This window comes from Bradyrhizobium sp. LB11.1, assembly GCF_040549385.1.
In the GTDB taxonomy this organism is placed as follows: Bacteria; Pseudomonadota; Alphaproteobacteria; order Rhizobiales; family Xanthobacteraceae; genus Bradyrhizobium.
The window spans coordinates 687,262-712,904 of the sequence record NZ_JBEPTH010000001.1; the positions used below are offsets into that span (position 1 = coordinate 687,262).

At 65.1% G+C, this 25,643-nt stretch carries 24 protein-coding genes; 11 read left to right on the forward strand and 13 right to left on the reverse strand.

The window, feature by feature from the left end:
* Positions 1-179: 179 nt before the first annotated feature.
* Positions 180-1,841 carry an electron transfer flavoprotein-ubiquinone oxidoreductase gene (locus tag ABIA96_RS03140; protein WP_354135545.1) on the reverse strand — a complete coding sequence of 554 codons (1,662 nt, stop codon included), beginning with the start codon at positions 1,839-1,841 and terminating at the stop codon, positions 180-182.
* Between the two features lie 136 nt (positions 1,842-1,977).
* Between ABIA96_RS03140 and ABIA96_RS03145 the strand changes: the two genes are divergently transcribed.
* Positions 1,978-2,787, forward strand: coding sequence for a uracil-DNA glycosylase (locus ABIA96_RS03145; protein ID WP_354135546.1), 810 nt, complete (start codon positions 1,978-1,980; stop codon positions 2,785-2,787).
* 193 nt (positions 2,788-2,980) lie between these two features.
* On the opposite strand, the gene ABIA96_RS03150 is transcribed toward ABIA96_RS03145, so the two are convergent.
* The 4 genes from ABIA96_RS03150 to ABIA96_RS03165 form a co-directional block, all read right to left on the reverse strand.
* Positions 2,981-4,489, reverse strand: a complete 1,509-nt coding sequence (locus ABIA96_RS03150; RefSeq protein ID WP_354135547.1) for a glycosyltransferase family 39 protein — start codon at positions 4,487-4,489, stop codon at positions 2,981-2,983.
* Between the two features lie 99 nt (positions 4,490-4,588).
* Positions 4,589-5,368 carry a ribonuclease HII gene (rnhB, locus tag ABIA96_RS03155; RefSeq protein ID WP_354135548.1) on the reverse strand — a complete coding sequence of 260 codons (780 nt, stop codon included), beginning with the start codon at positions 5,366-5,368 and terminating at the stop codon, positions 4,589-4,591.
* A gap of 73 nt (positions 5,369-5,441) precedes the next feature.
* Positions 5,442-5,897, reverse strand: a complete 456-nt coding sequence (locus tag ABIA96_RS03160; protein WP_354135549.1) for a VOC family protein — start codon at positions 5,895-5,897, stop codon at positions 5,442-5,444.
* 25 nt (positions 5,898-5,922) lie between these two features.
* The gene (locus ABIA96_RS03165) at positions 5,923-7,089 is read right to left on the reverse strand and encodes a PA0069 family radical SAM protein (RefSeq protein WP_354135550.1); all 1,167 of its coding nucleotides are present in this window, start codon (positions 7,087-7,089) and stop codon (positions 5,923-5,925) included.
* A 483-nt stretch (positions 7,090-7,572) separates the two neighbouring features.
* Between ABIA96_RS03165 and ABIA96_RS03170 the strand changes: the two genes are divergently transcribed.
* Positions 7,573-7,776: a hypothetical protein gene (locus tag ABIA96_RS03170; RefSeq protein WP_354135551.1), complete on the forward strand. Its 204-nt coding sequence runs from the start codon at positions 7,573-7,575 to the stop codon at positions 7,774-7,776.
* A 23-nt stretch (positions 7,777-7,799) separates the two neighbouring features.
* On the opposite strand, the gene ABIA96_RS03175 is transcribed toward ABIA96_RS03170, so the two are convergent.
* Entirely contained in the window at positions 7,800-8,639 is an 840-nt protein-coding gene (locus ABIA96_RS03175) for an RMD1 family protein (RefSeq protein ID WP_502918788.1), read from the reverse strand.
* 335 nt (positions 8,640-8,974) lie between these two features.
* Here ABIA96_RS03175 and ABIA96_RS03180 point away from each other — a divergent pair, with 335 nt between their 5' ends.
* Positions 8,975-9,550: a glycosyltransferase gene (locus tag ABIA96_RS03180; protein WP_354135552.1), complete on the forward strand. Its 576-nt coding sequence runs from the start codon at positions 8,975-8,977 to the stop codon at positions 9,548-9,550.
* A 63-nt stretch (positions 9,551-9,613) separates the two neighbouring features.
* Positions 9,614-10,543, forward strand: coding sequence for a bifunctional helix-turn-helix transcriptional regulator/GNAT family N-acetyltransferase (locus ABIA96_RS03185; protein WP_354135553.1), 930 nt, complete (start codon positions 9,614-9,616; stop codon positions 10,541-10,543).
* Between the two features lie 198 nt (positions 10,544-10,741).
* Here the strand turns inward: ABIA96_RS03185 and moaB are convergent, their stop codons facing one another.
* The 3 genes from moaB to ABIA96_RS03200 all read right to left on the reverse strand — a co-directional run bounded on the left by moaB (position 10,742) and on the right by ABIA96_RS03200 (position 12,659).
* Positions 10,742-11,305: a molybdenum cofactor biosynthesis protein B gene (gene moaB, locus ABIA96_RS03190; protein ID WP_354135554.1), complete on the reverse strand. Its 564-nt coding sequence runs from the start codon at positions 11,303-11,305 to the stop codon at positions 10,742-10,744.
* Positions 11,306-11,462: 157 nt separating this feature from the next.
* Positions 11,463-12,401 (reverse strand): KPN_02809 family neutral zinc metallopeptidase, encoded by a 939-nt coding sequence (gene ypfJ, locus ABIA96_RS03195; protein ID WP_354135555.1) that lies wholly within the window; start codon positions 12,399-12,401, stop codon positions 11,463-11,465.
* Between the two features lie 120 nt (positions 12,402-12,521).
* Positions 12,522-12,659, reverse strand: a complete 138-nt coding sequence (locus ABIA96_RS03200) for a hypothetical protein (RefSeq protein WP_354135556.1) — start codon at positions 12,657-12,659, stop codon at positions 12,522-12,524.
* Between the two features lie 146 nt (positions 12,660-12,805).
* On the opposite strand from ABIA96_RS03200, the gene ABIA96_RS03205 reads away from it, so the two are divergent.
* Positions 12,806-13,936: a site-specific DNA-methyltransferase gene (locus ABIA96_RS03205; RefSeq protein WP_354135557.1), complete on the forward strand. Its 1,131-nt coding sequence runs from the start codon at positions 12,806-12,808 to the stop codon at positions 13,934-13,936.
* A gap of 330 nt (positions 13,937-14,266) precedes the next feature.
* On the forward strand, positions 14,267-14,947 hold the full coding sequence (locus ABIA96_RS03210; protein WP_354135558.1) for a glutathione S-transferase family protein: 681 nt from the start codon (positions 14,267-14,269) through the stop codon (positions 14,945-14,947).
* Between the two features lie 132 nt (positions 14,948-15,079).
* Here the strand turns inward: ABIA96_RS03210 and ABIA96_RS03215 are convergent, their stop codons facing one another.
* Positions 15,080-15,526 carry a nuclear transport factor 2 family protein gene (locus tag ABIA96_RS03215; protein WP_354135559.1) on the reverse strand — a complete coding sequence of 149 codons (447 nt, stop codon included), beginning with the start codon at positions 15,524-15,526 and terminating at the stop codon, positions 15,080-15,082.
* A 91-nt stretch (positions 15,527-15,617) separates the two neighbouring features.
* Here ABIA96_RS03215 and ABIA96_RS03220 point away from each other — a divergent pair, with 91 nt between their 5' ends.
* Positions 15,618-16,541, forward strand: a complete 924-nt coding sequence (locus ABIA96_RS03220; RefSeq protein WP_354135560.1) for a LysR family transcriptional regulator — start codon at positions 15,618-15,620, stop codon at positions 16,539-16,541.
* 132 nt (positions 16,542-16,673) lie between these two features.
* Here the strand turns inward: ABIA96_RS03220 and ABIA96_RS03225 are convergent, their stop codons facing one another.
* Complete coding sequence (locus tag ABIA96_RS03225) at positions 16,674-17,294, reverse strand: glutathione S-transferase family protein (RefSeq protein WP_354135561.1); 621 nt, start codon at positions 17,292-17,294, stop codon at positions 16,674-16,676.
* A 141-nt stretch (positions 17,295-17,435) separates the two neighbouring features.
* Here ABIA96_RS03225 and ABIA96_RS03230 point away from each other — a divergent pair, with 141 nt between their 5' ends.
* Complete coding sequence (locus tag ABIA96_RS03230; protein ID WP_354135562.1) at positions 17,436-18,710, forward strand: flavin-dependent oxidoreductase; 1,275 nt, start codon at positions 17,436-17,438, stop codon at positions 18,708-18,710.
* Between the two features lie 208 nt (positions 18,711-18,918).
* Here the strand turns inward: ABIA96_RS03230 and ABIA96_RS03235 are convergent, their stop codons facing one another.
* Complete coding sequence (locus ABIA96_RS03235) at positions 18,919-19,341, reverse strand: PaaI family thioesterase (protein ID WP_354135563.1); 423 nt, start codon at positions 19,339-19,341, stop codon at positions 18,919-18,921.
* A gap of 52 nt (positions 19,342-19,393) precedes the next feature.
* Positions 19,394-20,512: an A/G-specific adenine glycosylase gene (mutY, locus tag ABIA96_RS03240; RefSeq protein ID WP_354135564.1), complete on the reverse strand. Its 1,119-nt coding sequence runs from the start codon at positions 20,510-20,512 to the stop codon at positions 19,394-19,396.
* 122 nt (positions 20,513-20,634) lie between these two features.
* On the opposite strand from mutY, the gene ABIA96_RS03245 reads away from it, so the two are divergent.
* From ABIA96_RS03245 to smc, 3 genes are all read left to right on the forward strand, one after another.
* Entirely contained in the window at positions 20,635-21,126 is a 492-nt protein-coding gene (locus tag ABIA96_RS03245) for a DUF721 domain-containing protein (RefSeq protein ID WP_354135565.1), read from the forward strand.
* Between the two features lie 131 nt (positions 21,127-21,257).
* Positions 21,258-21,914: a DsbA family protein gene (locus tag ABIA96_RS03250; protein WP_354135566.1), complete on the forward strand. Its 657-nt coding sequence runs from the start codon at positions 21,258-21,260 to the stop codon at positions 21,912-21,914.
* A gap of 217 nt (positions 21,915-22,131) precedes the next feature.
* Positions 22,132-25,596 carry a chromosome segregation protein SMC gene (gene smc / locus ABIA96_RS03255; RefSeq protein WP_354135567.1) on the forward strand — a complete coding sequence of 1,155 codons (3,465 nt, stop codon included), beginning with the start codon at positions 22,132-22,134 and terminating at the stop codon, positions 25,594-25,596.
* Positions 25,597-25,643 lie beyond the last annotated feature (47 nt).

Consider the following 25,643-nt stretch of genomic DNA (forward strand, 5'->3'; position numbering starts at 1 on the left):
GCCGCTTTTGGCGCTTCACCGCAAGGATTCGGACCGGACGATCCCCTCCGCTCGCCCCAAATCAGCCAGCAGCGCCCCAAGACGCTGCTACTATGGCCTTATCGTGGCCGGGGCGGGTGGTCGCAGCCGGGTCCTCACGCGAACGTGCGCCAGATCACGTTTTGTGACCCGGCGCGCCCTTACATCGCCTCGTAGTTCGGGCCACCACCGCCCTCCGGAGGAACCCATGTGATGTTGCCGTTGGGGTCCTTCACGTCGCAGGTTTTGCAGTGGACGCAGTTCTGGGCGTTGATCTGGTAGCGCGGGCTCGCACCTTCCTCGACCCATTCATAGACACCGGCCGGGCAATACCGATTCGAGGGACCGGCGAACACGTCATGCTCGGACATCTTCTGCAGATTCATGTCGGCCACCCGGAGATGGATCGGCTGATCTTCCTCGTGATTGGTGTTGGACAGGAACACCGAGGACAGCTTGTCGAACGAGATCTTGCCGTCCGGCTTCGGATAGTTCTTCGGCACGTGTTGCTTGGCCGGATCGAGCGTCGCGCGATCGGGCTTGGCGTGCGACTGCGTGCCGAACAGCGAAGTTCCGAACAGCGTGTTGAACCACATGTCGAAGCCGCCCAGCGCGACGCCAAGCACGGTGCCGAACTTCGACCACAACGGCTTGACGTTGCGGACCAGGAACAGATCCTTGCCGACCGAGGAGGACCGCCACGCGTTCTCGTAATCCACGATCTCGTCATTGGCGCGATCGGCCGCGAGCGCGGCTGCGATATGCTCGGCAGCTAACATGCCGGTGCCCATCGCATTGTGCACGCCCTTGATGCGCGGCACGTTGACGAAGCCGGCCGCGCAGCCGACCAGCGCACCGCCGGGGAAAGTCAGCTTCGGTACCGACTGGTAGCCGCCCTCGGTGATGGCACGCGCGCCATAAGCAAGCCGCTTGGCACCTTCGAAGGTGCCGCGGATCGACGGGTGGGTCTTGAAGCGCTGGAATTCGTCGAACGGCGACAGATACGGATCGTCGTAGTTCAGATGCACGACGAAACCGACCGCGACGAGATTGTCGTCGTAATGATAGAGGAACGAGCCGCCGCCGGCCTTCAGGTCGAGCGGCCAGCCGAACGAATGCTGGATCATGCCCTTCTGGTGTTTGGCGGGGTCGATCTGCCAGACTTCCTTGAGACCGATACCGAACTTCGCAGGCTCGCTCTTGGAGTCGAGCGCAAACTTCGCGATCAACTGCTTGGTCAGGCTGCCGCGCGCGCCTTCGGCGAACAGCGTGTACTTGCCGAGCAATTCCATACCGCGGGTAAAGGAGTCCTTTGGCTTGCCGTCACGGCCGATACCCATGTCGCCGGTAGCGATGCCCTTCACCGCGCCCTTTTCGTCATAGAGGACTTCGGCGGCGGCAAAGCCCGGATAGATCTCGACGCCAAGCGCCTCGGCCTTCCGCCCCAGCCAGCGGCAGACATTGCCGAGCGAGCCGATATAGCAGTGATGGTTGTCCATCAGCGGCGGCATGATGAAGTTCGGCAGCTTGATCGCGCCGCCGGCCGTCATCCAGTAGAAGCGGTCATCCTTGACCTGCGTCTTCAGCGGGCAATCCGTATCCTCGCGCCAGTCCGGGATCAGCTTGTCGAGCCCCGCCGGGTCGATCACGGCGCCGGAGAGAATATGCGCACCGACCTCGGAGCCCTTCTCCACCACGACGACGTTGAGATCGGCATTGATCTGTTTCAACCGGATCGCCGCGGCCAGGCCCGACGGGCCGGCGCCGACGATGACGACGTCGAATTCCATGGATTCGCGCGGTGGGAGTTCTTCGGTGCTCATCTGATCTCAGCCCTTGAGACGGTTCCTTGTCATTTGCGCCCCCTTGTTTCCGATTTTTCCGGGTAGGACAACCACGGAAATGCGTTCCGCTGGGATGCAAGGCGGCCTAGGATGAACTAATAGGCTGACTTTCCAAATGATCCCCGAGCCCGCACCCACCGTCCGAGAGCTTCTTGCCTTCTATTTGGAGGCCGGTGTCGATTGCGCGCTCGCGGAGGAACCGGTCGACCGCCTGGCGGAATTAGACGCCCCGCCGCCAGTCCCTCGCGCAACGCCGACGGTCGAAGCTCCGCGGCCTGTCGCCGTGCCTGCGGTGATGCGCGGCGAGGCCGCACCAGCCCCTGACATCGCCATTGCCTCAGCCCGCGAGGCGGCGCGCACTGCGCCGACGCTCGAGGCACTTCGCGATCTCATGCAAAGCTTCGAGGGCTGCGCGCTAAAACACACCGCGACGCGGCTGGTGTTCGCCGACGGCAATCCGCAGGCGCGCATCATGTTCGTAGGCGAGGCGCCGGGCCGCGATGAGGACATCGAAGGACTGCCCTTCGTCGGGCGCAGCGGAAAGCTGCTCGATTTGATGATAGGAGCAATAGGCCTGAACCGCACCACGGCCTACATCACCAACGTCATTCCCTGGCGGCCGCCCGGCAACCGCACGCCGACGCCGCAGGAGACCCAAATCTGCCTGCCCTTCATCCAGCGCCATATCGAATTGGTGAACCCCGATGTGCTGGTGACGCTCGGCAATCCCTCGACGCAGACTCTGCTCTCGACCCGCGAGGGCATCATGCGCACGCGCGGACGGTGGTTCGACTACGAGACGGGTAGCCGCACCATCCGCGCGCTCCCGACCTTCCACCCGGCCTATCTGTTGCGCTCGCCGTCCTACAAGCGTCTGGCCTGGCAGGATCTGCGCGCAATTGCGAAGGTGCTGGCGGGCACGTAAGGGGCGGAACGCTCCCTCCCCGTCATTGCGAGCGGCTTGTCCGCCATAGCTCGAAGAGCGACGGCGGAAGCGACGCAATCCAGAATCTTTCCGCGGAGGCAGTCTGGATTGCTTCGTCGCATCAGCGCAAAATTGCTACGCAATTTTGTCGCGAGCTCGTCGCAATGACGACGGAGAGAGCTACGCGAGCCACTCACGTCCCCTTCGGCCGCACGATGGCCCAGCCGATACGCAACAATCCCTGACGGCCATTGACCAGCCATTCGAAAGCACGCGGCACTTCCGGCACGATGCCGGGGAAGCGCGCGAGGATCTCGGGCGGCGGCGTGCCGGCGGTATCGGACGCGCGCCAGACCACGACGCCGCCGGTCCCGCTGAATTTTGCCTGGGACATCCACGGCGTGCGTGCCGGCGCGGCATCGATGAAGAGATGCGGCCGGCCGGAATGCAGCGAGATCAGGCTCGCAAGCTGGGTTTCACCTGCGACCGCGCGCAGGCGATGGTTGGTGCGGCGGGCAAAGCTGTCGTCGAAGAAATCGGAGATCGCACGCGCCGGCATCGAGGTCGCGATCTCGCCGGTGCCGCTCCAGGGCAGGAACAGCACAGCCAGCACGACGCCGGCGGCGGGCGCCACGATGGCCGCTACCCACACCGTGCGCAGCATCCGGGCGCGGCGCATCGCGATCAGATCCCCGGCCACGACGACCATGGCGAGGCCCGACATGACCAGCACGATTCCGGCGCCGCCGACGACGGCATCGAGCCCGAACAGGCCGGAGATCAGGACCGCACCGAGCGCCGGCGCGAGCGCGAAGAAATAAACGAAGTTGCGCGCGAGCGGCTCGACCGGCGGCCGGTAGATGATCGGCGCCTCTTCGCTCTTGCCGGCGAACAGGGGTGTGTTGAGGAAGGTCAGCACCGGAACCGCCACGGCGCCAAGCACGAGCCCGCCGAGCAGCCAGGCCGCGTGGAGCGCGCGGGCGCCGAGGTCGGCAATTTGCGGCAGAGCCGGCAGTACAAGGGTTTCGGCGCGCATCAGCCAGACGGCATAGGGCAGCGCCAGCACGGCGACGACGACGACCGCGAACAGCGGATCGAGCGCGCGCAACGTCCGGCGCCCGCCGGCAGTCGAGAGCGCGAAGATCACGAGCAGCACGAGCAGCAAGATCGCGGCTGGCGTGGTCAGGAGCAGCAGGCCAGCCTCGATCGACCAGGCGAACCAGGCATTGCCGCGACGCTGGCCGATGATCTGCCAGGAATGCAGCAGCAGCAGCACCCAGAGCGGCCTTGCGAGAACCAGCGGGCCGAAATCGAGCGCAGACGAGGAGAAGGCCAGCACCGTCATGGTCAAGAGCACGGCGAGCACCGCCTGCTGGGTGCCGACCACGGCACGCGCCAGGTGATAGAGCGTGATGAAGGTCGCGATCTCGCAGAGCTCGGCCAGGACGTAGACGCCGAACATGTGGCCCCCGGCGGCGCGATAGGCGATATCGGCGAGCCAGACCGACAGTGGCGGGCCGAGATCAGAGCCAACCTGATATTCGCGACCGAAGGCCAGCAGGGTCGCGAGGCTGCCCGGCGGGCTGCGATAGAACAAGAGCGCCACCAGCAGCCACATCGCGGCCTGGAGCAGCACGGCAATCCAGACGATCAAACGCGGCCGGGCGCGAATGAGCTCGATGACCAGGGAGGTAAACCGCATGCAACGCCCGCAAGATGCAGCCAACCCGTCCAGCCGGCCCTATTCGCTCACGAGTACTTTGATAAGGGGCGCGGCGCGTCGTGGCAACGACAGTCTAGTCTAGAGGCCTGCTGGAACATCGATTTCAACGGCGGTCTCCGCCTGCACCTCGACCTCGGAGACCTCGAACAAATCCCGCACCGGCTCGACGGTCCAGGGCATGTGCTTGGCGCGGGCAGCCGCAACCGGGGCGAAGAAGCTGCGGTGGTGGACGGTGGGACCGAGGCGATTGAGCGCGTCGAGATGCTCGGGCACGCCATAGCCCTTGTGCTGCTCGAAACCGTAGCCCGGACAGTCCTGCGCCAGCGCGCACATCAGCCGGTCGCGCGTCACCTTGGCGACGATGGAGGCGGCCGCAATCGAGAGCACGATGCCGTCGCCGCCGATCACGGCCTCGCAGTCGCAGGCCGTATCGAGGCGGTCGCGGCCGTCGACGAAGACGTGGCGCGGTGCCTCGGGCAATGCGACCACCGCGCGCTTCAGCGCCCAGAGCGAGGCACGCAGAATGTTGTCGCGGTCAATCCGCGCGCGCGAGGCAACAACGACCGAGACTTGCGCAGTCGCGCAGATCTTGTCGAACAGTCTTTCACGCTCTTCCGCGGTCAGCCGCTTCGAATCATCGATGCCACGCGGGATGCGGTCGGGATCAAGAATCACTGCGGCTGCCACCACCGGACCGGCGAGCGGCCCGCGGCCGGCCTCGTCGCAGCCTGCGATCGGCCAGACGCCGCGCTTGATCAGCGCGCGCTCGCGGCGGAAGCTCGCCTTCGAGGGCATTACCTTCTTGGCAATGTCCTTCGCGTCTTTGGCTGGCTTCTTGGCGGACTTGTCCCGAATCATGGCCGGGATCGTGCGCAAGCGACCGGGCTTGCGCAACCAGGAACCCCTCGCAATTCCCGCTATTCAGGCTGCCCTATTCCGCCAGATGCACCCGCCGGTCGTCGCCGACCACAATGCCGGGCGCGACGACGACCTCCCAAGGATGGCCGTCGGGATCGGCAAAATAACCGGAATAGCCGCCATAATCGGTCTCGTGTGCGGCCTTCAGCAAGGCGGCGCCCTTGCTGAGCGCGAACGCCAGCACGGTGTCGACTTCCTCGCGCGCAGCGCAGTTCCACGCCAGCGTCATGCCGCGGAAGGTCGCCGGCCTCGGACTGTCCGGCAGCTTGGCATCATCAGCGAGTTGGTCCCACGGAAACAGCCCGAGCACCGGACCGCCGGTGTCGAAGAACGCAACGGCATCGCCAGTCGCCTTCAGCCGACGCGAAAACCCGAGCGCGTCGTAGAAGGCAATGCTGGTGCGGATGTCGCTCACGCCGAGCGTGATGACGGTGAGCCGTGGCACCGGCGGCGGAAGTTCCTTACTCATCACACACCTCGTTTTGCTCCGCGCCCTAGAACAGGCTGAGCTGCTCGCCGTTCTGCTTCGGCCTCGCGAAATGATCCGTCGTCAGCTTCGAGCGGCGCTTGTTGAGCCCGAGCCGGTCGCAGGCGATCTCGAAGCGGCGGCCGATGGTCCAGGCCATCGGTCCTGTGCCCTTCATCCGCTCGCCCCATTTGGCATCATAGTCGCGGCCGCCGCGCATGTCCCGGATCAGCGTGAAGACGTGGCGATAGCGGTCCGGGTAGTTTGCCATCAGCCATTCGCGGAAGAGATCGCGCACCTCGAGCGGCAGCCGCAGCAGCACGTAGGAGGCTTCCTTGACGCCGGCATGGGCCGCGGCATCGAGAATGCGCTCGATCTCGGAATCGTTCAGCGCGGGGATCACGGGCGCGACCATCACGGTCGTGGGAATGCCGGCGTCCGAGAGCTGCTTCAGCGCCTCCAACCGCTTCGGCGGCGTCGAGGCGCGCGGTTCCATGGTGCGCGCGAGCTTTGGGTCGAGCGACGTCACCGATAGCGCGACCTTGGCGAGGTTGCGCTTGGCCATGCGCGCGAGAATGTCGATGTCACGCACCACCAGCGCGGACTTGGTGACGATGCCGACGGGATGGCCGGCGCGCTCCAGCACCTCCAGAATGCCGCGCATGATTTTGCGCTCGCGCTCGATCGGCTGATAGGGATCGGTATTGGTACCGATCGCGATCATCCGCGGCTCGTAGCCTGAAGCCGCGAGCTCCTTCTCCAGCAGCGCCGGCGCCTCGGGCTTCACGAACAGCTTTGACTCGAAGTCGAGCCCCGGCGACAGGCCGAGATAGGCATGCGTCGGCCGCGCGAAGCAGTAGACGCAGCCGTGCTCACAGCCGCGATAGGGATTGATCGAGCGATCGAAGCCGATGTCGGGAGAATCGTTGCGGGTGATCACCTTGCGCGAGGTGTCCAATCCGACCGTCGTCTTGAACGGCGGCAGCTCCTCCAGGCTCTGCCAGCCATCGTCGAAGGCGATGCGCGCTTCGGCCTCAAAGCGGCCGCTGGCATTGGACTGCGCGCCCCGCCCTCGCCTGCGCTGGCGGTCGATGGCGACCGCCAGCTCAGGAAAGTCGGCAGAAGGCGCACCCGCCGGCTCGGAGGGCGCCGTGACCGGCGGGTGCTTGAGAGCAGAAGAAGACGCTGGACTCATGAAGCCAAGATAGCACGCGCTAGGAACAAATCAAGAACAAGAATGAAGAACGTGAAAACAACCCCATGCACAGTAGAGCTGCCCAAACTTTGCGCGGCCGTCCTTGACCTCACGCAACATCACCAACTTCGCGATTTCGTTTGGTCGCGCCGAAGGATCGATCGCGCCAGAGCTGACGGCAGCGCCGTCAGCGTCTTATTGATTCCAACCAATGAGGAACTGACGACCCCACGGCATTGCGCAGCGGTGCTGCGATGGGACTACCGTCCCTGAGCAAGCATGGGAGGTTGTGGCCATCCTTCGAGACGCCCGCTTGGCGGGCTCCTCAGGATGAGGTCGGATATGCGGCGCCAAAACATTTCGGCCGACGGACCGTTGTCCGACAGCGAGACTTTTCGGCGCTTGCACCAAGTCACGCATGCCGGTTAGCCTCATCCTGAGGAGCGCGCCCTTGCGCGCGTCTCGAAGGATGGGGCGGGCACGATGACAGAAGGCGTGACCCTTGTCTTCTCGCAATGGTTCGACAGGGTCACCGACGCAATCGAATGCGAGCGCAAACTCAAGAAATGGAGTCGCGCCAAGAAGGAAGCTTTCATGCGCGGCGACTTTGCTGAGCTCCATGAATTGGCGAAGCGCGGATCTCATCATCCTTCGAGACGCCCGCCTATTGCGGGCTCCTCAGGATGAGGGCTGAACTCGCGGCCTTGAGCTCAGTGAATCCCGGCAAAAATCTGAATACACCCGATCACCACCTCGATCACGATCAGCACCACTACCGCGATTTCGAGCCGCAGCGAGCGCTGGGTGTCGATGATGTCGGTCAGCGCATCGGCCGTCTCCGCGACGACCGTGAGCTTGCGCTCGAGCGTGTCGAGACGCTCCTTCAGCTCGTACTCGTCTTCGAGACGCGCATAGAGCCGGTCGAGTTGCGGCTTTTCCCAGAGCGCATCGGGCTTTTCGGCAACCGCGACACGGCCGGCGACGCGCTGCTGGACGAGCAGCGCATTGCCGATGAGCTGCAGGATGCCCTTGCGTCTTCGCGACGTCCGGCCCTTCTCGGCGAGCTCCCGTGCGAAAGGCTCGATGACGTCGAAGACCGCGGTGACGCGGCGCTCGTCGCGCGCCAGCGACGTGCTCTTGGCGAGTGCGTCAGCGATCAGCAGCAGCCGCTCGTCGGAAAATTTCGAGAGGTTGATCGGCCCGCCCGGCTGGATCGCCTCGGCATTTTCGTCGTGACAAAGCTGAGCCTGCGCGGTCTCCTCTTCATGGGGGCTGAACTCGCCAGTCACACGGGACTTCAGGCTGTCGAGCAGCACCTTCTCCTCCGAAGGCAGAAGGCCGATCAGCACCACGACGCCGTAGCGAAAGATCACGGCAAGGCCGCCATGGACCCGGAAGGCAGCCGGCGTCGAGGACACCAGCGCGCCGATCTCGAGCCCCGACGGATTGATGCGCTCGCCCAGCATCACGGCGCGGATCCGCAAGGTCGGCGCGGCGTCCGGCTTTGGCGATGGTGGCATCGCGCCAATGGGAAGCTGATCGGGGCTCATTGGACTTAATCTCGCTCTGCGCAACGGCGGTTGCACGCTTCCCATCTGCACGGTCCATGTGACACTGCTGCTGCAGTCCTGCGGAACAGCGCCGTCACCTCGACGATATCGGCCGAGAAACACCCGGTTTGAAGCTTACGAAACCCGAAATTCGCCGAAACTTTCGGCAAGGCAGATACCCCGCGCACGACATATTCGGCTGCGATGGGCGCGCGCCGGTTTACCATCGCACGCCGAGCGGCCTGCGAAAAGTTGCACTCGGCAGCGCCGCGTGTTTATGACAACATCATAACGAGTTACGCTTCTCCCGAATTGCGGACATCGAAGCCTCAATCATGCTGAGCGTCATCATTCCGACCGAAGGCGTCGAGCAGACGGCGGTCGCAACTCTGGCCGCGCTGGTGCCCGGTGCCGCAGCGGGCATCATCAAGGAAGTTCTGCTGGTCGACGGCACAAGCAATGGCGTCATCGAGCGCGTTGCCGACGTCGCCGGCTGCCGCTTCGTCAGCTACGAGGGATCTTCGCAAGGCGCAGCGCTGGCCGCCGGCGCTCTCCAGGCGCGTTCGCCCTGGCTGATGTTCCTGCCTGCCGGCGCCGTGCTGGACACCGGGTGGATCGAGGAGACGACCCAGTTCATCCAGGCCGTCGCGGCCAGCGGCCGCGATCGTGCGGCCGTGTTCCGCTACGCCCGCTCGCCTTACGCTGATACCGGCTTCCGTGACGTCCTATGGTCGGTGGCGCGCAAGCTGGTCGGCCCCCTCGGCGATCAGGGGCTTTTGATCGCGCGTGATCATTACGACCGGATCGGCGGCTATCCGCCCCAGGCCCGCCGGTCCGAGGCGCGGCTGCTGAGGCGGCTCGGCCGCTCCTCCCGAACCATGTTACGCAGCCGGATCGTCATGGTGGGGTGAGCGCATCTTATACTTGCCAAAGTCAAATAATTATTTGATAATGGCAATTATCGAGGTGTTCCCATGCGACTTGACGGTACCGACGACCAGATCGCAGCGGTTCGCGCCTTCAACCGCTTCTATACCCGTAAGCTCGGCGTGCTGGACCAGCACCTGGGAAATAGCCCGTTTTCACTCAGCGAGGCCCGCGTGCTCTACGAGCTCGCGCATCGCGATGACCTTGCGGCAAAGGAGATCGGAAACGAGCTTGGTCTCGACCCCGGCTATCTCAGCCGCATCGTACAAAGCTTCGACGAGAAGGGACTGATCACACGAAGGCCCCTGCCCGCAGATCGCAGGCAATATCAGCTCAGCCTGACCGCCAAAGGCCGCCAGACCTTCGCCAAGCTGAGCCTGAGTTCGCAAAATGAGGTCGCCGCCATGCTGGCTCAGCTTTCGGCCGGCGATGCAACGCGGCTCACGCAGGCCATGGCGACCATTGAGGGCGTGCTGGAGCAACGCCAGAGCCAGCCCGCTTCTGTTGTGCTGCGCAGCCATCGCGTCGGTGACATGGGCTGGGTCATCTCCAAGCAAGCCGCCGCCTATGCCGCCGACTACAACTGGGATATCAGCTACGAGGCGCTGGTCGCCGAGATCTGCGCGCAGTTCATCAAGAATTACGACCCCGCGCGCGAGCACTGCTGGATCGCGGAAGTGGGCGGCGAGCCGGTCGGCTCGATCTTTCTGGTCAAGGCCACGGACGGGATCGCCAAGCTGCGCCTGCTGCAGGTGGAGAAGAAAGCGCGGGGGCTCGGTGTCGGCCGCGCGCTGGTCGAGCAATGCATCCAGGGCGCGCGCGAGCGGGGCTACAGCCGGATGACGCTGTGGACGCAGAGCATTCTGGTCGCCGCACGCGGCATCTATCAGAGCGCCGGATTCAAGCTCGTGAAGGAAGAGAACCACCACAGCTTCGGTGCCGATCTGGTTGGCGAGACCTGGGAGCGGGATCTCTGACGTTCTCGCAAGCGAGCGCGATGCGCATGACTGTGCCCTCGCCCCTTGCGGGAGAGGGCAGCGACGCTGGAAGACACGAACTCATTCGGGTGAGGGGTATATCTCCGCGCACTCCGTGCCGATAGATACCCCTCATCCGGCGCTTCGCGCCACCTTCTCCCGCAAGGGGAGAAGGGAAGAAAGCAGTTGCGTGCGCGCTCACACCGTCGCGCCCTGCGCTTTCGGTCTGCGCAGATGCTCGTCCAGCCGCGGCATGATCTCGACGAAATTGCAGGGGCGCGTGCGGTAGTCGAGTTGGGCGGCGAGGATGCCGTCCCAGCCGTCGCGGCAGGCGCCGGGCGAACCTGGCAGGCAGAAGATGTAGGTCGCGCCCGCAACGCCCGCGGTGGCGCGGCTCTGGATCGTCGAGGTCCCGATCTTGGCGTGGCTGAGCATGTGGAAGGCGATCGAGAAGCCATCCATGCGCTTCTCGAACAGCGGCTCGATCGCCTCAGGCGTGACGTCGCGACCGGTGAAGCCGGTGCCGCCGGTGGTGATGACGACGTCGACGCCGGCATCTGCGACCCAGCGGCGGATGACGGAGCGAATGGCTTCGACGTCATCGGTGACGATCTCGCGCGCGGCGAGATGATGGCCGGCCGCAGTGAGACGGTCGGCCAGCGTCTGGCCGGACTTGTCATCCGCAAGCGCGCGTGTGTCGGAGACGGTGAGCACCGCGATGTTGAGCGGGATGAATTGTCTGGTTTCGTCGATGGAGGCCATTTCGCTACACCTTCTCTCCCACCCTCCGCCGTCATCCTGAGGTGCGCGTGCTAACGCGCCTCGAAGGATGGGCTACGGGCTCGCCATCCTTCGAGGCGCGCTTACGCGCGCACCTCCCGAGCGAACGCGAGTGCGTTCGTCCGGGGATGACGGATTACTACGGCCCGCCGCCGCCGAACGTGTTGCAGGCCTGGACCGAGCCCTGCTGATAGCCGGTCATGAACCATTGCTTGCGCTGCGCCGCCGAGCCGTGGGTGAACGAGTCAGGCACGACCCGTCCCGTCGCCTGGCGCTGCAGCGTGTCGTCGCCGATCGCGCTCGCCGTGGTCAGAGCGGCGTCGATGTCGCCGGCTTCGAGGAAGTTCGGACGCTTCTTCGATTCGCGATTGACCCAGACGCCGGACAGACAGTCGGCCTGCAATTCGACCTTGACCTGGAGCGCGTTCGACTCGGCCTTGCTGCCGGCCTGCTGCTGCAACCGCGTCACCTTCGGAATGATGCCGAGCAGGTTCTGGATGTGATGGCCGGCCTCATGGGCGATGATGTAGGCGGTGGTGAAATTGCACGCCGACTGGCCGGAGCAGCCGTGGAAGCGCGTTTCGACCTCGCGGAAGAATCCGGTGTCGAGGAAGATGGTGCGGTCCGGCGGGCAGTAGAACGGCCCCATCGCCGACTCAGCGCGGCCGCAGCGGCCGCCATTGGTGGCGTTGCGGAACAGCACCACCTTCGGACCGGTGTAGGACTGGCCGCTGGCCTGGAAGATCTCGCTCCAGCGGTCGTCGATCTCGCCGAGGATGCCGGAGATCATGCTGCCCATCTGGTCGGTCGGCGCGCCGCGCTTGGCCTGGGACGACGGACGGTCGCTCTGGTAGCTCGGCGCCTGGCCGCCGCCGGTGAGAATCTCGGCGCCGCCGATCAGGACGCGCGGATCGATGCCGAAGGCATAGCCGACCAGGCCGAGCACGATGATGGTGCCGATGCCGAGCCCGCCGCCCCCCATCGGCAGGCCGAACCCGCCGCCGCCGCCTCCACCACCGCCACTGTCGTCGCGGCGATCCTCGACGTCGTCGCTGCGGCGGAAATCATCGTAGCGCATGGCGGGTTTCCCTCGGTCCTTTATGGCGTCAATTGGGCGGCGCAGAAACGCGAAAGCTCAACGCGCCACATAGGTAAAATTTCCGTTGCCTTTATCAATATCGTGGCCGGCAAAAATTGCCTAGTGCGACAGCGCCGTCGCACCAGCAATTTTTTCCGAGGGCTGTGCAATTTTTTCCGAGAGAAATTTGACCGCCGCAAGGCTGCCGCAACGCAGTGAAATGCGAAATACACTGCAAAACGCGGCAAACACGCGCAATCGCCGACCTCCACATCGCGATGGCCGGCCTGCTCACGAAAGCAGCGGGTTAAGTCGATTTTTACTTTGCCGCTTCATTGTAACGGTCAGTCGGTTGTTTGGTCCCGCGTCGCCGACAGCGTCGCCTGAGTCAGAGTTCGTGAGTCATGGTAGTGTCGCGTCGCGGGGCGTCTGCAAGGGCGCCCCGCACAAATTTTGAGTCCGCTTCGCACAGCATCATCCTCGGTGATTGCGTCGCCGAGATGTCGAAGCTTCAGGCTGGTTCGGTCGATCTGGTGTTCGCAGATCCGCCCTACAATCTCCAGCTCAAGGGCGATCTCAAGCGCCCCGACGAATCCCATGTCGATGCCGTCAACGACGACTGGGACAAATTCGATTCATTTTCCGCCTATGACGATTTCACCCGCGCCTGGCTGCTGGCCGCCCGTCGCGCGATGAAGCCGTCGGCGACGATCTGGGTGATCGGCTCCTATCACAACATATTCCGCGTCGGCGCGATCATGCAGGACCTCGGCTTCTGGCTCCTGAACGACATCGTCTGGCGCAAGACCAACCCGATGCCGAATTTCCGCGGCCGCCGCTTCACCAACGCGCACGAGACCATGATCTGGGCCGCGCGCGACGAGAAGGCCAAGGGCTACACCTTCAACTACGAAGCGCTGAAGGCGGCCAATGAGGACGTGCAGGCACGCTCCGACTGGCTGATCCCGCTCTGCACCGGCGAGGAACGCCTCAAGGGCGCCGACGGCAAGAAAGTGCATCCGACGCAGAAGCCGGAAGGCCTGCTCGCGCGCGTGCTGTTGTCGTCGTCGAAGCCCGGCGATCTCGTGATCGATCCCTTCAACGGCACCGGCACCACCGGCGCCGTCGCCAAGCGTCTCGGCCGCTCTTATATCGGCTTCGAGCGCGACAAGACCTACGCGAAGGCCGCGCAAGCGCGCATCGCCGCAGTCGAGCCGCTGCCGGAAGCAAGTCTCGCCCCGTTCATGACCGCGCGCGAAGCGCCTCGCGTGGCGTTCTCCGAGCTGATCGAGCGCGGCATGATCATGCCCGGCGCAAAGTTGTTCGATGCCAAGAAGAAGCTTGGCGCGCTGGTCCGTGCCGACGGCGCCATCGTGTTCGGCGACAAGGTCGGCTCGATCCACCGCATGGGCGCGGTGGCGCAGGGCGCGCAGGCCTGCAACGGCTGGACCTTCTGGCACGTCGAGACCAAGAAGGGCCTCAAGCTGATCGACGAGCTCCGCGCGGAAATCCGCGCCGGCATGGCGGCGGATTAGCCGCGCTCTGCGCTCTCGTAGGGTGGGCAAAGGCGCAACGCGCCGTGCCCACCATCTCTCCTATAAATCGACGGAATTGGTGGGCACGCTGTCGCTTTGCCCACCCTACGGCACCTGCGACCGTGACCTCTACGGCCGCGATCGGCCTTTGTTACGCCGGCCGGTCTGCGCGGCGCGCAGATACCGCACGGCAATCTCGCCGGTTGCATCCCCTAACAAGGTTCAGGCAAGAGAAAGCCGCCGCGCGGCAACGATGCTGCGTTCGCTCTTGACAACAAACGCGTTCGCTGTTGGCCACCAAAACTTGCACCAAAACTTGGGAGACGCCCAATGCTCAAATTCTATTTCAACGGATCGCCGAACCCGACCAAGGTCGCGCTCTTCCTCGAAGAGGCCGGCCTGCCGTTCGAGCCGGTGAAGATCGACACCCGCAAGGGTGATCAGTTCGCGCCGGACTATCTGAAGGTCAATCCGAACGCCAAGGTGCCGGCGATCGACGACAACGGCACCATTGTGTTCGATTCCAACGCGATCCTGCTCTACCTCGCCGAGAAGACCGGAAAGTTCCTGCCGGCGAACCGCGCCGAATTGCTGTCCTGGCTGATGTTCGTGGCCACCGGCGTCGGACCGTATTCGGGTCAGGCCGTGCACTTCAAGCATTTTGCGCCGAAGGACCAGAACCACGACTACGCTCATAATCGCTACCAGTACGAGACCGATCGCCACTACAAGATCCTCGACGGTCACCTCCAAGGTCGCGGCTACATGGTCGGCGACAGCTATTCGATCGTCGACATGGCGCTGTGGGGCTGGGCGCGGATGGTGCCGTTCAAGCTCGGCGATGACGCCTTTGCGCGCTATCCGAATGTGAAGCGGCTGGTGGACGAGGTCTCCGCACGTCCCGCGGCGGCGCGCGCGATCGCCCTGAAGGACAAGTTCACCTTCAAGGCCGAGATGGACGACGAAGCCCGCCGCAACATGTTCGGCCACATGACGACGAAAGTGGCCTGATCACACCGCGCCAGGATTGAAGGCCACGCGCATGCGCGTGGCCTTTTGCTTTTGCTGATTTTGTCGGCAGTTGCGCAAGGCATTGGCGTAAGGCCTGCATGCAGATCGTTGCATGGAGCTCGACGATAGACCCTATCCGCGAGCTACGCGGCGGACCGAGTCCGGAAACGGACCCAACGCCTTCTCGGTCAGGACCGAGTCGCAATACTCGCGGATCTCCTTGATCTTGCCGTCCTCGATCCGAAACACCAGGCAATAGTCGTTGTCGTAGCGGACACCCTCAGGCGTGACATTGTCGCCCTTGGCTTCCACAACGACGATGTCGCCATCGGCGATGAAGCGCTCGGCGACCGTGCGCGTCCGGTCGCGCAGGCGTGTGCGCACATAGCCATGCAGATCGTTGAGGATCGCGTCCTTGCCAGAGAAGGTGCGCGACCAGGAATACTGGCCGGTGACGATCCATTTGGCGTCATCGGCAAGGCTTGCGGCGAACAGCGCGCGGTCGCGCACCGCCGGATCGGGGTTGGCGGCGGCGGCGAAAATATCCTGCATCAGTTTCTTGTTGGCGCTCGCGCTCATGGCGGCATCTCCGTTTGGTGGCAACACGGAGAACATCGCCGCTCGGCGGTAATTCTTCAAATCGATTGCGGATATGATATCTATTCGTCTCATGAATTTGAATTCGCTCGACCTCAATCTATTGACCGCGCTCGACGCGCTGCTGCGCGAGGCCAATGTCAGCCGCGCCGCCCTGCGCATCGGCCTGTCGCAGCCGGCCACGAGCCACGCGCTGCAACGGCTGCGCGACATCTTCGGCGACCCGCTGCTGGTACGCACCGGCGCGCGGATGGAGCCGACGCCGCGAGCGCAAGCGCTGCGCGCGCCGCTGGCGCAGGCGCTCGACCAGGTGCGCGGGCTGTTCGTGCCCGATGAATTCGACGCCGCGCGCAGCGAGCGGCCGTTCCGGCTGATGATGCCGGATCTCGCGGTCGAGCTGCTGATGCCGCCCTTGATGGAGAAGGTGACGCGTCTTGCGCCCAACGTCCGCATCGACGTGGTGCCGTGGCGGGGCCCGGCAATCTTCCACGCCGAGTTCGCCCGCACCATCGATCTCGTGATCTCGATCGGCAACGCCTTCAAGGGCTTTCACCGCCAGCTGCTCTACACCGACAGCGACGCGCTGGCGGTGCGGCGCGGCCATCCCATGGGCGCCAAGCTGAAGCGGCGCGAGGCCTTCCTGGCCGCGCGCCATGTCGGCGTGATCATCCGCGGCAACAGCGAGGATCTGATCGACACCTGGCTCCGACCCAAGGGCATCGAGCGGCACATCTCGCTGGTGGTGTCAGGCTATCTCGAAGCGCTGCACGTCGCCGCCCGCACCGACCTCGTCGCCTTCGTGCCGCGCCGGCTGATCGCGGCGCTGTCGAAGCAGCTCGCTCTCGTCACGGTGACACCGCCGCTCGACCCGGGGATCGACGAGCAATTCTTGTTCTATCCGACGCGGGCGCAGATGGATCCCGGATCGATCTGGCTGCGACGGCTGATGCTGGAGACGGGGCGGGAGCTGGAGCAAGCCAAGCAGAAGATGCCGTAGGGTGGGCAAAGCGACTTGTCCGCCATAGCTCGAAGAGCGATGGCGGAAGCGTGCCCACCATTCGGTCGTCCTAATAGAAAGTTGGTGGGCACGGCGCTTTGCGCCTTTGCCCACCCTACAGGAGCAGTGCCCTCACGCCTTCTGCGCGTCCATCACCTTGCGCACGGCAGGTCGATCCGACATCCGCTTGAAATGATCCGCGATCTTCGGCGTGGCGTTGATGTCGACACTGTCGCCTTCGAGCCAGTGCGAGAGCGTGTGGAGGTAGGGATCGCAGATCGTGAATTGATCGCCCATCACCCAGGGCCCCTTGAACATCTTCTGCTCGATCAGCTTGAAGCAGGCGCCCATGGTCTTCGGGACCATCGCCTTCATGTCGGCGAACGAGCTCTCCTGCATCGCCCAGCGCGCGCCGCGCATCTTGTGGGCATGGTTGATGTGAGCGGTCGAGCAGAGATAGGAGTTGAACGACTGCACCTGGGCGAAGTCGAAGGGATCGTCGAGTGGGGCGAGCCTCGCCTTAGGGAAGGTCTGCGCGATGTAGGCCAGCATCGCAGGCGTCTCGGTGAGGACGCCACGATCGGTCACCAGGGCCGGCACGCGGCCCTTCGGATTGATCGCGAGATAGTCCGGGCTGTTCTGCTGATTATCCTTGAAGCTCAGCCGTTCAGCCGTGTAGTCGGCGCCAGCCTCCTCCAGGGTCATGTAGGTGGCGAGCGCGCAGGTGCCGGTGGCGTAGTAGAGCTTGAGCATGTCGGACCTCGTGGGAAAATTGGAAATTAGCGGTTGCGGGCCGCCAGGTCCATAGCACGGCGTTCTCAGCGCTTTTGCTCTTCGCAGTTGCCCACCGCGGTCCGCCTATGCCAAGACGCCTGCAATCGGAGGGGTTTGGTCATGACGGTACTCATCGCCGGCGGCGGCATCGGCGGGCTGACGCTTGCGCTCAGCCTGCACGGAATCGGCGTTCCCGTAAAAGTCTTCGAGAGCGTCGCGGAACTGAAGCCGCTCGGGGTCGGCATCAATGTGCTGCCGCATGCGGTGCGCGAGCTGATCGAGCTCGGGCTGATGGACAAGCTCGACGCCAGCGGCGTGCGCACCCGCGAGCTCGCTTATTTCTCCAAGCACGGCAAGCCGATCTGGAGCGAGCCGCGCGGGCTGGAAGCCGGCTACAAATGGCCGCAGTTCTCGATCCATCGCGGTACGCTCCAGCAACTCCTGCTCGACACCGCGATCGAGCGGCTCGGCCGCGACAACATTTTGACCAGCCATCATCTGACCGGCTGGACCGAAACGGTCGGCGGCGTGCGCGCCGACTTCATCGACCGGGCGACCGGCAAACCCGCCGGGACATACGACGGCGCGATCATGATCGCCGCCGACGGCATTCATTCCGCCGCGCGAGAAAAGCTTTATCCGCAAGAGGGCCCGCCAATCTGGAACGGCCGCATCCTCTGGCGTGGCGTGACGCCGTCAAAGGCCTTCCTCACCGGCCGCACCATGATCATGGCCGGCCACGAAATCCTGAAATTCGTCTGCTATCCGATCTCGAAAGAACCGGACGCCGCCGGCAACCATCTGATCAACTGGGTCGCCGAGCGCCACATGCCGCCGACCTATCAGTGGCGCCGCGAGGACTATAACCGCACCGCGCGGCTGGAGGAGTTCTTGCCCTGGTTCGAGAGCTGGCAGTTCGACTGGCTCGACGTGCCCGGCCTGATCAAGAACTGCCCGCACGCCTACGAATATCCGCTGGTCGACCGCGATCCGGTGTCGCAATGGACCTTTGGCAAGGTCACGCTGATGGGCGATGCCGCGCATCCGATGTATCCGATCGGCTCGAACGGCGCCTCGCAGGCGATCCTCGATGCCCGCACCATCACCCGCGAGATCCTGGCGCATGGCCCGACGCGGGCCGCGCTGCTCGCCTATGAAGCCGAGCGGCGGCCCGCGACCACCGACCTCGTCCTGCTCAACCGCAAGAACGGTCCCGAGCAGGTGATGCAGCTCGTCGAGGAGCGCGCGCCGGCTGGCTTTGAGGTCGTCACCGACGTGCTGTCGCAGAAGGAGCTGGAAGACATCGCGGCGAACTACAAGCGCGTCGCGGGTTTTCAGGTCGAGGCGCTGAACGCGAAGCCGCCCATTGTGAGCGGGGATGCGAAGCGGGCGTGAGCGCTCACAAGAAACGAGATGCGCGTTGATGTGCCCTCGCCCCTTGTGGGAGAGGGCAGCTCCGCTCGTAGACGCAGACTCACCTGGGTGAGGGGTTCTCTCCGCCCGTTCAACTCTCACGACTGAATTCGCGGAGAGATACCCCTCATCCGGCGCTTCGCGCCACCTTCTCCCACAAGGGGGAAGGGATACCGCATGCGTGGCGAGATTATTTGCCCACCACCCTCGCCGCCTCCAGCAGCCGCTCGCTCGCGCTCGCCGTCGCCAGCACCGTGCCGTCCTCCGCCATCAGCTTGGCCTCGACGAACGCGATCGTCTTTCCGAGCTGGGTCACTTGCGCTTCGCCGATGATGGGACCTGGCCTTGCGGGGCTGAGGAAATTCACGGTCATGCTGATGGTCGTGGTGTAGAGCCGGCCCTCGCTCATCACCAGCACGGCCGGGCCCATCGTGTCGTCCAGCATCGCGGAGAGCAGGCCGCCCTGGATGAAGCCCGCCGGGTTGCAGAACTCAGGCTTGCCCTCGAAGCCGAGCTTGAGCCAGCCGTCCTCGGGGCGGGCATCGAGCAGGCGCCAGCCCAGCAGCTCGGCGCAGGGCGGCCTCTTGAAGTTGTCGAGCGCGGTCTTGACCATTGGCAGCCTCCGTGTCGCGCGCTCATAGCGTAGCGCTGCTGCCAGCGTATTGTCAGGAGGATCGGCCCAATGAAAGGTCGAGCGCGTGCGCAATCACCTTGCGCATGAGGTTGGGCAGCGCCTCATCGGCCAGAGTCGCGATCGGCACCCAACGCATGCCCTCGGGCGCACGCATGCGGACCTCGGCCTTCGCGGTGTAGACCACGAGCTCCAGCGGGAAATGCGTGAAGACGTGGGTGACCACGCCGACCTTGCGCTGCCAGCGCGACAGCCCTTTCAATTCGGGCGCCTGCTGTTTTGCCGTCGTATCCTCCTGGCCTGCGAGCCAGTCCGAGCCCGGCACCTCCGTCATGCCGCCGAGCAGGCCCTTCTCGGGCCTCGAGCGGACCAGCAGCTCATCGCCGCGGGTGACGACGAAGGCGGCGCCACGCCGCAGCGCTCCGCTCTTCTTCGGCGTCTTGCGCGGAAACGTCTCCTGCGTCCCCTGCGCGCGCGCCGTGCAATCCTCGTTCAGCGGACACAGCGAGCAGGCCGGCTTTTTTGGCGTGCAGATCGAGGAGCCGAGATCCATCAGCGCTTGCGCACTATCGCCGGCGCGGGAGTTGGCAAGCAGCGTCGCCGCTAGTTTCTGGATCTGCGGCTTCGCCTGCGGCAGCTCGTCTTCGACGGCAAAGAGCCGCGACACCACGCGCTCGATATTGCCGTCGACCGGCATGGTGTGGCGATCGAACGCGATCGCCGCAATCGCCGCTGCGGTGTAGGGCCCGATGCCCGGCAGAGTTCGCAGCCTCTCCTCGGTGTCTGGAAAGACGCCGCCATGCTCGCGCGTCACCGCCACCGCACAGGCATAGAGATTGCGCGCACGCGAATAGTAGCCGAGCCCGGCCCACATCCGCAGCACGTCATCCTGCGAGGCGCTCCCCAATGCCGTGACATCCGGCCAGCGCGCGACGAATTTTTCGAAGTAGGGCCCGACCGCCTTCACCGTGGTCTGCTGGAGCATGATCTCCGACAGCCAGACGCGATAGGGATCCGACGTCTCGCCGGGCACCGCGCGCCAGGACAGCCTGCGGCGGTGGCGGTCGTACCAGGCGAGCAGCAATGTAGGGCGAGCGGCGGTTGCCGGCTGACTGGGTTCCGATTTGGCTTTCAAGGCGGATTTAGGGCTCATGTCCTGACTGTAACCACAACGCACCGACCTCTCCACGTCATGCCCGCGCTGGTCGCGGGCATCCACGTCTTTCTTCGAGATGAGGAGCCTGTGGCTCACGTACCTCGGTGCTATAAGGCCTCATGTCCAAGTTTCCTCCCAAACCCGGCCCCATCAGCGCCAAGCCGCTCGGGATCCTGCTCAACGACGTCTTCGCCGAGGCCTATGCCAAGCAGGGCTTTGCGGCACGCGAGTTGGTGACGCGGTGGGCGCAGATAGCGGGGCCTGAGATCGCCGCCCATGCCGAGCCGCTGAAGATGCAATGGCCGCGGCCGGTCGAGGGCCAGCCGCAGGAGCCCGCGACGCTGGTGCTGCGGGTCGAGGGCCCCATGGCGCTGGAGATCCAGCACTCCGCCGACGTGATCCTGGAGCGGGTCAACCGCTTCTTCGGCTGGAGCGCGGTCGGCAAGCTCGCCTTCCGCCAGGCCCCGCTGTCGCGCGCCCGGCGCCCCGTGAGGCCCAGCCCGCCGGACCCCAAGGCCGTCGCCAAGGTGGCGGAGAGCCTGGGCGACATCGAGGATGAAGAATTGAAGACGGCGCTGGCGCGGCTCGGGGCCGCCATCAAGCGAAATTGAGCCTCAATCCGGAGCTAATCTGGACCCGTCCATGCCGCTCGCCATTGCCTCAAACGACGTTTCAAGCTAGCGACAGGCCGCCCGGGAACCTCGGTCCTCGGGGCGAGACCACGCCAATTCGGGAGCCGACCTTGATCATCACCCGCCGCGCCTTCAATACGATGCTGTCGCTGACCGGTCTTGCCGCGATCGCCGGGCTCTCGCCGCTGCGGTTCATCTCCGAAGCAATGGCGCAGGCCCCTGGCGATGTGGCCAAGCCGGTGTCACTGCCCGACATGGCGCTCGGGTCCAAGGACGCCGCCGTCACCATCACCGAATTTGCCTCGATGACCTGCCCGCATTGCGCGGCCTTCAACGAGCAGGTGTTCCCCAAGATCAAGTCGGAATACATCGACACCGGCAAGGTGCGTTACATCTTCCGCGAGTTCCCGCTCGACATCAAAGCCGCCGCCGGTTCGATGCTGTCGCGCTGCATCGCCAATGGCGACGCGCCGAAATATTTCGCGGTCACCGACATGCTGTTCCGGCAGCAGAACGACTGGGTGGTGAAGAACACCACCGAGACCCTGACCCGGATCGGCAAGCAGGCCGGCCTCACCCAGCAACAGGTGGAAGCATGCCTGAAGGACCAGGCGCTGCTCGACAAGATTGCGGCCGACCAGAAATATGCCAGCGACGTTCTGAAGGTGGATTCGACGCCGACGTTCTTCATCAACGGCGAGAAGATCAAGGGCGAGACCTCGTTCGAGGAATTCGCCAAGAAGATCAATCCGCTGCTCAAGAGCTGATCTTTACGCGCAAAGCCTGATTCGCATCTCAAAAGCCGTATCTTTCCCGGCATAAATCCCTTGGGAAAAGCGGTTTTCGCAGGTTGCCCTCGTGGCGCACGGCGGCCATTGTCCGCCGCATGAGGCGCCCCGCGCGACTCACCCCGACAGCGACATTTGCCTTCCATGGTATTGTCCGGGCAGGGGGATTCGCGCCTGCCAACAGAGATGCGTGCTTATGAAAATCACCCGCCTGCGCCTTCACGGCTTCAAGTCCTTCGTTGAGCCGACCGACTTCGTCATCGAGCCCGGTCTGACCGGCGTGGTCGGCCCTAACGGTTGCGGCAAGTCGAATCTCGTCGAGGCGCTGCGCTGGGCGATGGGTGAAACCTCGTACAAATCGCTGCGCGCCGCCGACATGGACGCGGTGATCTTCGCTGGTTCCGGCAACCGTCCCGCGCGCAACCACGCCGAAGTGACGATGACGATCGACAATGCCGATCGCACCGCACCTGCGGCGATGAACGACAGCCAGCTGCTCGAAATATCCCGCCGCATCGAGCGCGAGGCCGGCTCGGTCTATCGCATCAACGGCCGCGACGTGCGCGCCCGCGACGTGCAGATCCTGTTTGCGGATGCCGCCACCGGCGCGCGTTCGCCGGCCCTCGTTCACCAGGGCAAGATCGGCGAGATCATTCAGGCGAAGCCCGAGCAGCGCCGCCGCGTGCTGGAAGACGCCGCCGGCGTCGCCGGCCTACACGCCCGCCGCCACGAGGCCGAGCTGCGGCTGAAGGCGGCCGAAACCAACCTCACCCGCGTCGAGGACGTGATCGGCCAGCTCGCGGGCCAGATGGAAGGCCTCAAAAAGCAAGCTCGCCAGGCTGTGCGCTACCGCGAGGTCGCGGCCAAGGTCCGCAAGGCCGAAGCCACGCTGTTCCACCTGCGCTGGATCGGCGCCCATGCCGATGTCAGCGAATCCGGCCAGACCCACGATCTCGCCGTCCGCGAGATGGCCGAGCGCACCCAGCATCAGGCCGAAGCTGCCCGCATCCAGGCGATCCGTGCCACCGAAATGCCGGCGCTGCGCGACGCCGAAGCGCGCGCCGCAGCTGGCCTTCAGCGCCTGACCAATGCCCGCGAGCTGCTCGACCGTGAGGAAGAACGCGCCAAGGAGCGCGTCGCCGAGCTCGAGCGCCGTCTCGCCCAGTTCGAAGGCGACATCGCGCGCGCCCAGCAGCAGACCATGGACGCCGACGTCGCGCTGCAGCGGCTCGACACCGAAGATTCCGAGCTGAAGGAAGAGATCAAGTCGCGCGTCGAGAAGCGCTCCGGCGTCGACGAGCGCGTCGGCGAAGCCGAGGCGGTGCTGACCGAAACCGAGCAGCAGTTCGCCGAACTGACCACTGCGCTCGCCGACCTCACTGCCAAGCGCAACCAACTCGAAGCCAACGTCCGCACCCACCGCGACAAGCTTGCCCGGCTCGACCAGGAAATCACGAATGTCGCCGCGGAAGAGCAGAAGCTTGCCGCCGAGACCGGCGGCTTCGGCGATCTCGACGAACTGACCGCCACGGTCGAGACCGCCGAGCAGACGCTGGCCGCTTCCGAAGCCGCAGCGCAGGCGAGCGAAGCCGCCCATGTCGCCGCTCGCCAGACGCTGGAATCCTCACGCTCGCCGCTCGTCGAAGCCGACAAGCGTGTGCAGCGGCTCGACACCGAGGCGCGCACGATCTCAAAAATCGTCAACGGCGAGACCAAGAATCTGTGGCCGCCGATCATCGACGGCATCACCGTCGACAAGGGTTTTGAAAAGGCGATCGGCGCCGCGCTCGGCGACGATCTCGACGCGCCGGTCGACCCCTCGGCGCCGATGCGCTGGACCAATGCCGGCGTCACCGAGGGCGATCCGGAGTTGCCCGAAGGCGCCGTCCCGCTCGCCAACCACGTTCAGGCCCCGGCTGAGCTGACTCGCCGCCTGGCGCAGATCGGCGTGGTGCCGCGCGAGCGCGGTGCGGAGCTCGTCTCGCAACTCAAGACCGGCCAGCGGCTGGTCTCGCCCGAAGGCGACGTCTGGCGCTGGGACGGCTTTGTCGCGGCGGCCCATGCCCCGACCGGTGCTGCACGGCGCCTGGCCGAGCGCGCCCGCCTCGTCGATATCGAGAACGAGCTGGAGCAGGCCCGCATCGACGCCCAGATCAAGCGTCAGGCGCTGGAGAATGCCGAGGCCGAATTGCAGATGGCGGCCAGCACGGAAGGCGCCAGCCGCGACGCCTGGCGCGCCGCGCAGCGCGAGGTGAATACGACGCGCGAGCGCCACGCAGCCGCCGAGCGCGAGATCAGCCGCCACGCCGCGCGCAAGGCGACGCTGTCGGAAGCGCACAGCCGTCTCGCCGCCGACCGCGCCGAGGCCGAGGCCGCGTACGAATACGCCGAGGCGGGCATCAGCGAATTGCCGTCGAGCGAGGACACCGAGACCCGGCTCGCCGCCGTCCGCAGCGACATCGAAGGCCATCGCCGCATGGCCGCCCAGGTCCGCGCCGAAGCGCAGGCATTGGCGCGCGAAGCCGAGCTCGCCGACCGCCGCGTCCAGGCCATCCTCGCCGAGCGCACCGAGTGGCAGAACCGCAAGGAGAGCGCGGCCTCCCACATCGATACTATCCAGGCCCGTATCTCCGAAGTCACGATCGAGCGCAGCGATCTCGAAAACGCGCCCGCTGTATTCGCCGAGAAGCGCAGCGCGCTGATCACCGAGATCGAATACGCCGAGAATGACCGCCGCATGGCCGCCGACGCGCTCGCCTCCGCGGAGACCGCGATGGCCGAGACCGATCGCGTTGCCAAGCTGACGCTCGAGGCCCTCTCCAGCTCCCGCGAGGCCACCGCCCGCGCCGAGGAGCGCATGGAAGGTTCGCGGCGCCGGCTCGAGGACATCGAGCGCGAGATCCGCGACATGCTCGAAGTCGAGCCACAGGCCGTTGCTGGTTTGGCCGAACTTGAGCCCGGCGCGGAGCTGCCGCCGCTGCACGACATCGAGGAAGACCTCGAAAAGATGCGCCGCGACCGCGAGCGCCTGGGCGCGGTGAACCTGCGCGCCGAGGAAGAGCTGCGCGAGGTCGAGACCCAGCACACCGGTCTCGTCACCGAGCGCGACGACCTCGTCGAAGCCATCAAGCGGCTGCGACAGGGCATCCAGAGCCTCAACAAGGAAGCGCGCGAGCGGCTGCTAACCTCATTCGAGGTCGTCAACAGCCACTTCAAGCGCCTGTTCGTCGAGCTGTTCGGCGGCGGCGAGGCCGCGCTGCACCTGATCGAGAGCGACGATCCGCTCGAAGCCGGTCTCGAGATCATCGCCAAGCCGCCGGGCAAGAAGCCGCAGACGCTGTCGCTGCTCTCGGGCGGTGAGCAGGCGCTGACCGCGATGGCACTGATCTTCGCGGTGTTCTTGACGAACCCCTCGCCGATCTGCGTGCTGGACGAAGTCGACGCGCCGCTCGACGACCACAACGTCGAACGGTACTGCAACCTGCTGCACGAAATGACCAGCTCGACCGACACGCGCTTCGTCATCATCACGCACAACCCGATCACGATGGCCCGGATGAACCGCCTGTTCGGCGTCACCATGGCCGAGCGCGGCGTCTCCCAGCTCGTCTCGGTGAACCTGCAAGAGGCGGTGGACATTCTCGACCAGAACGTGGCGTGATATCTCTGCCGTCATTCCGGGCTCGCGACGCGAGAACCCGGAACGAC

What these genes read in the sequence shown, in the direction of transcription:
- ABIA96_RS03140 (WP_354135545.1), bottom strand. Translation starts at nt 1,841, where the DNA reads ATGAGCACCGAAGAACTCCCACCGCGCGAATCCATGGAATTCGACGTC.
- ABIA96_RS03145 (WP_354135546.1), top strand. Translation starts at nt 1,978, where the DNA reads ATGATCCCCGAGCCCGCACCCACCGTCCGAGAGCTTCTTGCCTTCTAT.
- ABIA96_RS03150 (WP_354135547.1), bottom strand. Translation starts at nt 4,489, where the DNA reads ATGCGGTTTACCTCCCTGGTCATCGAGCTCATTCGCGCCCGGCCGCGT.
- rnhB (WP_354135548.1), bottom strand. Translation starts at nt 5,368, where the DNA reads ATGATTCGGGACAAGTCCGCCAAGAAGCCAGCCAAAGACGCGAAGGAC.
- ABIA96_RS03160 (WP_354135549.1), bottom strand. Translation starts at nt 5,897, where the DNA reads ATGAGTAAGGAACTTCCGCCGCCGGTGCCACGGCTCACCGTCATCACG.
- ABIA96_RS03165 (WP_354135550.1), bottom strand. Translation starts at nt 7,089, where the DNA reads ATGAGTCCAGCGTCTTCTTCTGCTCTCAAGCACCCGCCGGTCACGGCG.
- ABIA96_RS03170 (WP_354135551.1), top strand. Translation starts at nt 7,573, where the DNA reads ATGACAGAAGGCGTGACCCTTGTCTTCTCGCAATGGTTCGACAGGGTC.
- ABIA96_RS03175 (WP_502918788.1), bottom strand. Translation starts at nt 8,639, where the DNA reads ATGAGCCCCGATCAGCTTCCCATTGGCGCGATGCCACCATCGCCAAAG.
- ABIA96_RS03180 (WP_354135552.1), top strand. Translation starts at nt 8,975, where the DNA reads ATGCTGAGCGTCATCATTCCGACCGAAGGCGTCGAGCAGACGGCGGTC.
- ABIA96_RS03185 (WP_354135553.1), top strand. Translation starts at nt 9,614, where the DNA reads ATGCGACTTGACGGTACCGACGACCAGATCGCAGCGGTTCGCGCCTTC.
- moaB (WP_354135554.1), bottom strand. Translation starts at nt 11,305, where the DNA reads ATGGCCTCCATCGACGAAACCAGACAATTCATCCCGCTCAACATCGCG.
- ypfJ (WP_354135555.1), bottom strand. Translation starts at nt 12,401, where the DNA reads ATGCGCTACGATGATTTCCGCCGCAGCGACGACGTCGAGGATCGCCGC.
- ABIA96_RS03205 (WP_354135557.1), top strand. Translation starts at nt 12,806, where the DNA reads ATGGTAGTGTCGCGTCGCGGGGCGTCTGCAAGGGCGCCCCGCACAAAT.
- ABIA96_RS03210 (WP_354135558.1), top strand. Translation starts at nt 14,267, where the DNA reads ATGCTCAAATTCTATTTCAACGGATCGCCGAACCCGACCAAGGTCGCG.
- ABIA96_RS03215 (WP_354135559.1), bottom strand. Translation starts at nt 15,526, where the DNA reads ATGAGCGCGAGCGCCAACAAGAAACTGATGCAGGATATTTTCGCCGCC.
- ABIA96_RS03220 (WP_354135560.1), top strand. Translation starts at nt 15,618, where the DNA reads ATGAATTTGAATTCGCTCGACCTCAATCTATTGACCGCGCTCGACGCG.
- ABIA96_RS03225 (WP_354135561.1), bottom strand. Translation starts at nt 17,294, where the DNA reads ATGCTCAAGCTCTACTACGCCACCGGCACCTGCGCGCTCGCCACCTAC.
- ABIA96_RS03230 (WP_354135562.1), top strand. Translation starts at nt 17,436, where the DNA reads ATGACGGTACTCATCGCCGGCGGCGGCATCGGCGGGCTGACGCTTGCG.
- ABIA96_RS03235 (WP_354135563.1), bottom strand. Translation starts at nt 19,341, where the DNA reads ATGGTCAAGACCGCGCTCGACAACTTCAAGAGGCCGCCCTGCGCCGAG.
- mutY (WP_354135564.1), bottom strand. Translation starts at nt 20,512, where the DNA reads ATGAGCCCTAAATCCGCCTTGAAAGCCAAATCGGAACCCAGTCAGCCG.
- ABIA96_RS03245 (WP_354135565.1), top strand. Translation starts at nt 20,635, where the DNA reads ATGTCCAAGTTTCCTCCCAAACCCGGCCCCATCAGCGCCAAGCCGCTC.
- smc (WP_354135567.1), top strand. Translation starts at nt 22,132, where the DNA reads ATGAAAATCACCCGCCTGCGCCTTCACGGCTTCAAGTCCTTCGTTGAG.